Source organism: Chryseobacterium sp. MMO-72, assembly GCF_037146035.1.
GTDB lineage: Bacteria > Bacteroidota > Bacteroidia > Flavobacteriales > Weeksellaceae > Chryseobacterium > Chryseobacterium indicum.
This window is the reverse complement of sequence record NZ_JBBCWG010000011.1, coordinates 35,611-46,318: the sequence shown is the minus strand read 5'-3', so window position 1 is coordinate 46,318 and position 10,708 is coordinate 35,611. Positions and strand designations below refer to the sequence as shown.

Here is a 10,708-nt window from a genome sequence, read left to right as displayed (position 1 = left end):
AATGAAAACATTTCTAATTGTATTTTTTCTGCTTTTACTGAATAATGCAAAGTCACAAACCTATTATCAGCTCTATTATAATTTAGAACTGCAGGCTCAGGTAACGGCCAACCAGGCTGCAAGAGTAGCTTCTGAAAAGCTTTACCAAAATTCTTACGAGAAACAAAGAAAAGCTTACGATGATATCAAGGAAAAGGCTGTGCAGGTTGTGGTCATAAAAAATCACATATATAATCAGCTTCGTAATGTCAATTCAGCACTGAAGCAGGGAAAACAGCTTGAAGCCATATACTATGATTTTACCAAACTTATTGGAAACATGGAGAAAATGCTGGAGCTTTCAGCTCAAAAACCTCAGTATGCCGTATTGATTATGAATTATTATTCTAAGCTTTATCTGCATGCGATGAACTCATATGAAAATATAAGCGAATCGGTTCTCAATGAAGAAAATGATTTTCTTATGGACAGCTACGATCGGCAGAAAATTCTTTCAAAAATACAGCATGAGATAAAAATTATGAATGGCTGGACAGTTCACATTATCAATTACCTGAGGAATGCTGAAAAAAAACCATACTTCCGTCATATTGGTGTTTTCAACAGCTGGTATATACGGGACAAAGGTTTAATCCAAAATATTATTAATAATTATAACCAGAATTTAAACGGTTGGTAAAATTATAATCTATGAAAAACATACTATTAATACTATCATTTCTTCCCCTTTTATCTTTCGTAAAGGGACAGACCATAAAAAGAGTTAAGGACAAACACATTGTAGGTCAGGAGAAAAGGCAGGTCTTTTATCAATGGGGAGACTGGCAGCCTGAACCAAAATACTTTTTGGGCATACAGACTAATTATGCCTATGCCATGGTATGGGGCTGGCTGGCTCCAAGTCGAAACCGTGATTACAAAGGCGGAAATGACATCAGACCTTTAGGACTGGCGGGATTGCAAAACCAAAGATATGCAACAACCTTGGTACAGCAGGACAAAACAAGCGATATTCAGGAAGAAGCAAAGACAACATATGAAGAAAACCTGAAAGAATTCTATCATTATTCCAGTGCGACCTCAGGGGCTGATCCTCTTTATCTGCTTTATTATAAAGATGTACTGAACAGTCTGGATAATTTTGACACCGGATCTTCGGCATTATCTCAGTGGGGATTTACTTCTTCGAAAGCCTGGGAACGATTCAATAATTACGGCATCATCGGAGAATGCAGGCGAAAGATCAACGTCATTCAGGACAAATACAAATTTGCTAAAAGTGCAGATATGCCGAGAGGCAAAAGGATTCTTGCCTACCATGACTGCCTTATCGAATGGCGAAAAATGAAAAAATACCTAGCGTACTTAAACCAGCAGGGAGAGAACAGGTTTAGAGCCGAAGTTAAACTTGAAAGTTACAAAACAAAAAATCCCGGAAAGATTACAAAAGAACGGAGAGATGCAGAGATATTCATGGATGTAATGACGGGGCATTTATAGTTAAAAAAATTATGAAACGAAAAAAGATTTTAAAAAGCATTATGAAAATAATGCTTTTATTCATTCCGTGCTTTGCATTCTCACAGGATACACACAGTGATGAATATTACCAGAAAGCAATGGATTTTCTGCAGGGTGAGGGCGTATTGGAAGGCTGGTTTACTGAAAAGTTCCTACCGCTTTACGACAGCTTTATGACCGCAGAATATGGACAATTTATATTATTTGGACAGGCTGTAGCGGGTTTAGGCGCACTACTCTATCTGGGGAATATAGGATGGCAGATGATAGGCGGAGATCGTGAATGGGAAATAGTACCGATGCTAAAACCCTTCGCCATTGGACTGGTTATTGTGAATTGGGTATCATTTGTCGGTATTCTCCGTACTCCTCTAATCAAGCTTCAGGACGTCTCAGAGAGCAGCTTTGTTGAGAGTCAGCAGGAATTGAATTCTTTAAGATGGGTACGTTTTAAAAAACAGCAGCAGGTTGTAGACAGAATTGTTGAAGAGCAAGCTAAAGCACAAGCTGAAATCCAACAACAGGAAGCCGGAGACCAATCTTTAATAGAAGAAGGACTGGATATGGTTGGAGATGGATTAACAAGTCTTATGAGTCCTGTCTATGAACTTTATCTCAGATTACAGGTTGGTTTACAATTAGCCATATCGAGCGCGCTGGAATTGATTGGGTTATGGATACTTCGAATATGTGTCTATGGGATATTTTTTATCCAGCTGATATTTTCGACCATCTTAATTATTATCGGTCCTATACCGGTTGGGTTATCAGTTTTTCCTGCGTTTTCAAGTTTTCTTTCTCAATGGGTTTCCAGATTCATCAATGTCAATCTTTACGGATTTGTGGCATTTATTATTTTAAAAATCGGAACCCTCCTTCAGCTATTTGCCTTTGAGGCAGAAATTGAGAGATATGATCAGATTATCAATACAGACGGCAGTATAAAGAACATGGATTTGCTGCTTACCTATTCTAGCAGTGGGATCATGTCATTTGGATTGGTCATCGTCTGTTTTTTAATTACAGCCGTAGGAATATTATGTGTTCCTACCCTGGCCAATTATATCATTCCGTCGGGCGGTGGTAATACAGGAGCCATGAGTAAGATGAAAAAAGCAGGAATGGCAATAGCCACTAAAGGAGTTTCATTATTAAAAGGATAATTATGGCAGTTGTAAAAAACATTGAAAAAAAAATCAAGATCAATAAAGTAACTTCCATTGGCTGCATAATTTTATCAGTCATCGTCGTTATTGCAGGATTTGTTTTCTCATATAAACAGATAAAAGATGCAAGAAAATCCATCTATATTTTAGATAACGGGGTTCCTGTTTTAGTCAAGCAGACCGATTTGCTCCTAAACAGACCTGTTGAATATAAAGCTCAAGTCGATATGTTTCATTCTTTATTTTTCACACTTTCAGCAGATGACGATTATATAAAATCTCAGACACGAAAAGCATTGTATCTGATCGATGACAGTGGTATGAAGGAGTATATGAATCTGAAGGAAAAGGGATTTTACAACCAGATCATTTCTTCCAATAGTGTGATGACTATAAAAGCAGACAGCATTAAACTCGATGAGCAGAACTTAAAATTTATTTACTATGGCAAACAGACCATTAACCGAAAGACGCAGCTTATCGTCAGAAAATTGATCACTGAAGGTTTTTTGCAAGATCTTCCCCGATCTCCCAATAATCCTCATGGTGTTCTGATCGAAAAATGGAAAACATTAGATAACTCGGACATTTCCGTAAAAGAAAAATTTAGATAATGGAACAGCAAAATAAAATCATCAGTAAAAATCCATCAACCATATGGAAAAGTGTGGAACAATTTGCAGAACGTCAGCCGAAGAGAACATTTTATCTCATGTTTGGATTGATTTTTTTGTCCACCCTATTCTCAATTGGAAGCTTGATTTACATACAAAAAGTTTCCATTCCTGAATACGAAACGATGAAAAAGCAAAATGTCCTAAAGGATGCTGCTACCTCATTCAACTCGCCGTTTACAGAGACAGAAAAAATTCTGGGTATAAGAGAAGCGCTGAAAGAACTTGATTACTATCGGAAAAAAAAGATATTGAGTTCTTCCGATAGTTCGAGAATTAAATATCTCCTCGATAAATACAATATAAATAATTCAAGATGAAAAAACTCAATTTAAAACAACCTAAATATGTTCTTCCCCTCATCGCCCTGCCATTCGTTTTAATGATAGGGTATTTTTATGTTCAATTCACGGAAAACTCAGGAAAAGACAAAAATAAACTGGCTGAGAGTAAAGACATTTCCACCGATTTCGGAAAAGTTGGAGAACGCTCTGAAATTAAAGGAAAGGCCGACGCTTATGCTGATTTCTTTGATAAAAGAACCGATGGAAGAACCATGATTGACGGTTTCGGTGATGAGCATGAAAGTCTTGAAAAATTTGATGATGATCTTTCAGAGCGACAGAAAAGGCATATTGACAGTATGAATTATGTCAGAGAAAAAGAACGTCTGAATAATCTTTCCCGACAGGCCAATCGACAGTCCTACTATAACGCGATGGATGCTAAACAGTCGAAAGAACGTGAGGATGATCAGTACGACAGAAGTATGAAAATGTTAAAAATGCTCAATGGTGACAATAACGGGGTAAACAATTCAGGAAAAGCTGATACTCGGAGTGCTGAAAATTCCGACTGGAAAAAGGATCAGATGACCTTGATGAGAGAGCAGATGATGTTAATGGATAGTATCGAAAAAGCAAACAACCCTGAACTTAAAAATCAAGCCAAAGCCATTGAGAAAATGAAGAAAAATGAGAAAGAGATGGATTTTTTTCTCAATTCTACATTGGATGTAACAAAAGCCTCGAAAAGCACAGAATTCAATTCGATCTTCAGACAACGTGAAAATAACTTTATCAAAGCTGTGATCGACGAAAACATTAAGGGCTTTGCAGGAAGCAGAATAAGGATTCGCCTACTCGAAGATGTATACGTCGGAAATGCAAAAATATCGAAAGGTACTCCCCTTTACGCATTGATCAGTGGATTTTCACTGCAAAGGGTGAACCTTAACATCGTATCGGTAATGCATCAGAACGAGATTCTTCCTATCAGTCTCAATATCTATGATGTTGATGGCATGGAAGGATTGTATGTCCCAAGTTCGGCATTCCGTGAAATGACAAGATCTATGGGAGAAAACATTGTGCAAGGTCAAAATCTTTCCAGTGGTAGCGCTGATTTTTTTACCACGACGCTTAGCTCAGTATATCAATCCACCTCAAAAACAATATCGGACGTAATACGGAAAAACAAGGCAAAAATTAAATACAATTCTTTCGTTTACCTCATTGACAACAAAGAACTTGAAAAAAAGAAAAAGAACATTTATAAGAAAAACACCAATCCATAATCTATGAAAAATTTCATTATTATCCTTATGCTGATGCTTGTTTCTACGGAGACATCCGCTCAGAATACAGTACTATCGAGAGTATATAAAAATAATCTTCCCGAAATCTATATTACAGGTAATGTCAATCTTCATTTCAGGAGCCCCCAGCCTATTCAGTTTGTTGATTTAAGTACGAAACACCTTATAGGCGATCTTCCTACAGAAAATGTTGTAAGAATTAAAATACAACAGTTTGAAGAGGAAAGCCATTCCGCTACCGACAGTATTAGAATAAAAGAGGAAACTCCGATTTATTATTATGATAATCAGGAATTAGGAATTGTTACCATTGTCGGACAATCCTTTATGGCTCAGTACAAGCTGATCTATAAAGTTGACAGCAGTGCGACTATAATGACCAACATTGAAATTTTACCTGAAGACATGCAGGCTCTTGAATATCCGGATTACCAGATGTCCAGTGCCGAACTCAGAAAATATTCGGTGGAGATTATCAGAAAAAAAGAAGCAAATAAAATACGTAGAAACAGAGATTTGGGAATCGAATCGCAGCTTAATAATGTATACGCTTTTGGTGATTATGTATTTCTAGATATTAGTTTTAAAAACAATACAAATCTCATCTATGATATTGACAAACTTAAGTTTTCTATCGATGATAAAAAGGTTTACAAAGCCACGAATGTTCAGTCTATTGAGATAGAGCCTGTATTCCGTCTGTATGACTTAAAGACATTTAAAAAGTCTTACAGAAATATTTTCGTTTTTAAGAAATTCACTTATCCGAATAACAAGGTTCTAAACATCAGGCTGATCGAAAATCAAATCAGCGGCAGAACAATTAATCTGGAGATTAAATACTCAGATATTTTACAGGCTGACACTTTTTAATATTCATTTACATCTAAAGTATAGCAGACAGCTGGGAACTCCTGGCTGTCTGCTTTTTATATAATTCAATTTGAGAAACAATGCAGGAAAGTAAAGAACAACAAAAAATCTACGGATTCTTTCAGAAAGCAGTCTATATGCTGGTTTTGATTGAATGCAGCATTATCTTTTTTGGAGGTACTCAGATTCCGATACTTCCAAAGCTATTGAAATCATTTGCGAAAATGCCATTTCTATTTCCTCCGTACCATGCCAAACTTGCTGAACTTCTGTTAATCATACTAATTGCAATTGGTACAAAGCCAAAAAAAAATCAAGATATTAATATTACAAAATCAATCCTTTTACCAATAGTCGTTGGATTACTGATGATGTTTGGTTCATTGGCATTTATAGATGATACATTTAGAAAAGACATCCCGCAGTTTACTCCCTATTTTAATATCTATCAGGCTGTTTACGCATTACTTTCATTCGTAGGTGTTTTAATAACCCTTTTAGGTGCTGACAACATCAGCAAGATTATGAAAATCAAGCTTGGTAAAGACCGCTGGAACATTGAAGAAGAATCATTCGATCAAAACAAGGAATTAATTACGAATGACTTTTCAATCAACATCCCTTACTTATTTTATTATAACAAACGGATGAATCACGGATGGATTAATATCAATCCATTCAGAGGTACACTTGTAATAGGAACGCCCGGTAGTGGTAAATCTTTTGGAATTATTAATCCGGCGATCAGGCAATTGATTGGCAAAGGATTTTGTCTCTGTATTTATGATTATAAATTTCCAGATTTGGGAAAGATAGCGTACTATCATTATCAATTGAAAAGGCAACATGACGAGAGCTATAAGCACGAGTTTGCGGTAATTAATCTTAATGAAGTTGAAAGATCAAAAAGAGTCAATCCTTTAAGAAAAGAATATCTCGCTACATTAGCAGAAGCTCAGGAAATGGCGGAAGCAATGGTGTCTTCACTTCAAAAAGGTGGTGGGTCAGGAGGTGGAAGTGATCAGTTTTTCACCCAGTCAGCCATCAATTTTCTAGCATCATGCATCGCTTTTCTTGCAAAATATGAAGAGGGCAGATTTTCGACCTTACCGCATCTGCTTTCATTTATGAACCGTGGTTACGAGGAAATTTTCAATACTCTTTTCACCAATATAGAGCTGCATTCTCTATTATCAACTTTTAAATCGGCTTTTGATAACAGGGCTTTCGACCAGCTGGAAGGACAGATCGGAACACTTAAGATATTTCTATCCAGATTGGCAACGAAGGAAAGTTTCTGGGTATTTTCAGGTGATGATGTCAAACTTAAAATTTCTGACAGAAAAAACCCTACAATCATTGTCTTAGCGTCTGATCCCAATACACAGGATATTAATTCTGCATTATATTCTACCATATTAAATAGACTATTAAAACAGATTAATTCCAAAGGCAATTTACCAAGCGGAATTATTGCCGACGAGCTGCCGACTATTTATATACATAAGATAGATAATTTAATTGCTACTGCAAGAAGCAATAAAGTAGCTGTACTCCTTGGACTGCAGGAAATTCCCCAGTTCCGCCAATTTTATAAAAAAGAAGTTGCAGACACGATTACAGCAATCATCGGAAATATTCTCAGTGGCAGTGCTCGAGATAAAAGTACACTGGATTGGCTTGAAAAAGTATTTGGCAAAGTAAAACAAAAAAGCCAGTCTATGTCAATCAATAATAATCAAACGACCATTTCAATTCAGGAAAAGATGGATAACCTCATTCCTGCCGGTAAAATAGCAGGATTAAAAACGGGAGAAATGGTGGGTATTATCGCAGGTGATGAAAATAATCAAACTGAAGAATATAAAACTTCGGCCATACACGGCAGAATCAATCTTGATATGAAAAGTATCGAGGATGAGGAAGCTAACTATATTGAAATGCCCGTGTATTATAACTTTAAAGACAAGTCAGGAAAAAATGATAAAGAGAAAATCCTGATGTCGAACTTTCTACGAATCAACAGAGAAGTAGAGTTGATCATTAAGGACTTCAATCCGTAACTCTAACAACATAAAATTTAAAAAAAATGAAAAAAACAGTAATACTGATGCATTTGTTAATTTTTTCAAATTTCCTACCTCAATTTAATACGGCTTCCTATAAAGGAAAACTCAATACTATTCGATTGAACTCCTCTTTACAAAATCAATTCACCACCAGCTTTTTGTCTTACCATATTGCAGGGAAGTTGAATAAAAAATATTTTGAGAAGAGTAAAGATTCATTGAATAATGCAGCAAATGAAACTGAGCAAACAACTACTCCACAAGCCAATTCAATTAAAAAAGATGATGATATTCAAGCGACGTCGGAAGACGATTCATTGTCAGAGAATCATCCATCCGAAAAAAAATACAGAAATAAAAAACTTTCATTATTAGAATACGAAAAATACCCAACTGAAGAACTACAGATTATTTATATGCCTTTAGAAAAAATGAAGATCACCTCGAATTTCGGGCATCGCTTTCATCCCATCGATAAAATTGAAAAATTTCATGCCGGTGTTGACCTGCGGGCTAACAGCGATTATGTATTTGCAGTATTGGATGGAATCATTAGTGATACAGGTTACAGTAATGGTGCAGGAAATTACATCAAAGTACAGCACGGCGATTTTGAGACCATATATCTGCATCTGCAAAAAACTTTTTTTTCATTGGGCGACTTCGTCTATGCCGGTGATATTATCGCTATAAGTGGTAATAGCGGGAAAAGCACTGCACCGCATCTGCATTTTTCAGTGAAAGAAAGAGGAAAATATATAGATCCGGTTCATTTCTTAAATGACTTAATAAAAACAAACAACGCAATTTCAGATTACAATTATGGAAAATACTAGCACCTTACTTACAGATGAACTTAGAAAGTTCGGAATCATGAATCAGCAGGATCATTTTTCCGAGAAACTCTCAAAAAAAGAAATTGATGATTTTCTTAAAGGAGGAATTCTCATTGCCGAAAATGATAAAAACAGGCTCACTTTTAAAATAAATGACGATAAGCTTGATGTCAATGTTTATAATAAAGATATAGTCAATCACAAAGACCTTTCAACTGCCGAACTTTTTGAAATTTCTTCAAGCAATAGAAATCTTTACAAAGTGATGGCTGACTATGGAAACATCACTCATATTGGAACAGGGTACTTTAATAAGAACCCGGAAAACGAAATGACCACATTTGTTGAAATAGAAAACGAAAGGGGAAAAACAATCTTTTTCGGAAACAAGCTTGAAGATAGTCTTAAAGATTTTAAAGTTGGAGATAAAATTCAGATTATTCAGACCGGTGTTGAAAAAACGGTTCTTAAAATAGATGATGCTGATGAAAAGGAACTCGCAAAATTTGATAATGTTTTTATAATAAACCCGTTCAAAGAAAAAAATAAGCAGTTCCAGTCCAGGATTTTTGAATTGGATAAAAAAGACAATACGATAAAAGATGTGGATACAACAAAATACGAGCTCAAAAATGTTAACGGTCACAATATCTCAGAAAAACAGCTTCAGCAATTACGAAAAGGTAAAGAGCTTAAGTTAGATGATGAAACCACCATACAGATAAGTCCGGCATCAAAAAATGAGGCTAAATTGAGCGCAAGTTCAAAATCACTCCTGATACTATCCCTTGCGACGGATGGCGGTCTTAGTTTCTTGATCATAAAAGGCATTCAGAAGCTTGCTAGAATGCAGGAAGAAAATCAACTACAAAAAGAAAGTATAAGATATCAGGTCGAGCTTCAAAAACTAAAAGCACACCTGAAATCGAAATCAGAGCAATATCCTGATAATAAAAATATCATAACTGACCTTAATATTGTCAGCAAAGAAATCTCTGCTTCTCAATCCTCTTTAAATGAAAATACTAATAAGGAAAAAGAAAAGAGCAATATTAATCTTCAGGTTAACGATCCAGATATGTATCAAGATGCTAATCAAAAGAAAGAGGAAGAGAAACGAGATGCAGAAGAAGCATCAAGGTCAACATCTCATTCCAGAGGACGGTAATAATGATAATTATCATGCTCCTAAGCTTAGAAACGCTAAAGATATTTCAGGGAAAAATCAGTGAAAATGGAAATCTCTACTTTTTAGGATTCAGAAAGAATAGCTGGACTATTATTTACAGAGATGGCTCATCACTAGAGACAAAGTCTTTTTACCAGATTATAAATCATTTTGGTGATTTGATCATCCATAATATATACTGTTTCAGATACATTTTGGAAGCAATGCTTTTTTTACAAAATAAACATTGTGATTATCTAAGGAATTCGCTAATTATCATTACCGCGTCAAAAAATAAAAAAGAAATAAAATCCTTTTTATTTAGACGATACATTCAGAAAAATCTTGTCGTACCAAAGATTCATTTATTTCATTCACTGCGAAATTTTGAATTAACTGTACTCTATCTTGAACTTTTAGATAAAGGAGTTGTCTCTGAAACCATTCAGCTAAAAGGTCAAAATTATCTAAAGATAAAGTATAAATCAATTCAGATTATACTTGATACAGAACAGCAGACGAAAAGTAAAATTTTGTTTCTGTTAGGTATAAATGATAAGATCTTTAAAATTCGCAATTATGATCTATCACATTTAATGAGTGATAGAAATCTCTATTGGTAACCTCACATCCAAATATATAGCAATAATGAAAAGCGATGACGCATTAAAATCAGAAGTTGAGATTATATCTGAATACTTTAGAAATACAAACAACAGTATTTGGTTAAAAGAAGGGCTCCGTGGTTCAATCTCAAGTGAAATTGACAGCTATAACTCTCTTATAGAAAATCTTCAAAACAAG

10 protein-coding genes are annotated in these 10,708 nt (G+C 35.3%); all 10 read left to right on the top strand.

Annotation, left to right across the window (positions count from 1 at the left end; all coding sequences use genetic code 11):
• Position 1: 1 nt before the first annotated feature.
• Positions 2-679, top strand: a complete 678-nt coding sequence (locus tag WFH39_RS14770; RefSeq protein WP_050791097.1) for a hypothetical protein — start codon at positions 2-4, stop codon at positions 677-679.
• An 11-nt stretch (positions 680-690) separates the two neighbouring features.
• The gene (locus tag WFH39_RS14765; protein WP_002977315.1) at positions 691-1,500 is read left to right on the top strand and encodes a hypothetical protein; all 810 of its coding nucleotides are present in this window, start codon (positions 691-693) and stop codon (positions 1,498-1,500) included.
• Between the two features lie 11 nt (positions 1,501-1,511).
• Positions 1,512-2,684, top strand: coding sequence for a hypothetical protein (locus WFH39_RS14760; RefSeq protein ID WP_002977314.1), 1,173 nt, complete (start codon positions 1,512-1,514; stop codon positions 2,682-2,684).
• A gap of 2 nt (positions 2,685-2,686) precedes the next feature.
• Positions 2,687-3,301, top strand: coding sequence for a conjugative transposon protein TraK (gene traK, locus WFH39_RS14755; protein WP_002977313.1), 615 nt, complete (start codon positions 2,687-2,689; stop codon positions 3,299-3,301).
• Positions 3,301-3,681 (top strand): hypothetical protein, encoded by a 381-nt coding sequence (locus WFH39_RS14750; RefSeq protein WP_002977312.1) that lies wholly within the window; start codon positions 3,301-3,303, stop codon positions 3,679-3,681. The genes traK and WFH39_RS14750 overlap by 1 nt, the downstream gene beginning before the upstream one ends.
• Entirely contained in the window at positions 3,678-4,937 is a 1,260-nt protein-coding gene (gene traM, locus WFH39_RS14745) for a conjugative transposon protein TraM (protein WP_002977311.1), read from the top strand. The genes WFH39_RS14750 and traM overlap by 4 nt, the downstream gene beginning before the upstream one ends.
• Positions 4,938-4,940: 3 nt before the next feature.
• Positions 4,941-5,831, top strand: a complete 891-nt coding sequence (gene traN, locus WFH39_RS14740) for a conjugative transposon protein TraN (RefSeq protein WP_002977310.1) — start codon at positions 4,941-4,943, stop codon at positions 5,829-5,831.
• Positions 5,832-5,911: 80 nt separating this feature from the next.
• Positions 5,912-7,894 (top strand): type IV secretion system DNA-binding domain-containing protein, encoded by a 1,983-nt coding sequence (locus WFH39_RS14735; RefSeq protein ID WP_002977309.1) that lies wholly within the window; start codon positions 5,912-5,914, stop codon positions 7,892-7,894.
• A 26-nt stretch (positions 7,895-7,920) separates the two neighbouring features.
• Positions 7,921-8,736 (top strand): M23 family metallopeptidase, encoded by an 816-nt coding sequence (locus tag WFH39_RS14730; RefSeq protein WP_002977308.1) that lies wholly within the window; start codon positions 7,921-7,923, stop codon positions 8,734-8,736.
• Positions 8,723-9,904 (top strand): hypothetical protein, encoded by a 1,182-nt coding sequence (locus WFH39_RS14725; RefSeq protein ID WP_002977307.1) that lies wholly within the window; start codon positions 8,723-8,725, stop codon positions 9,902-9,904. Before WFH39_RS14730 ends, WFH39_RS14725 begins: the two co-directional genes overlap by 14 nt.
• Positions 9,905-10,708: the final 804 nt, after the last annotated feature.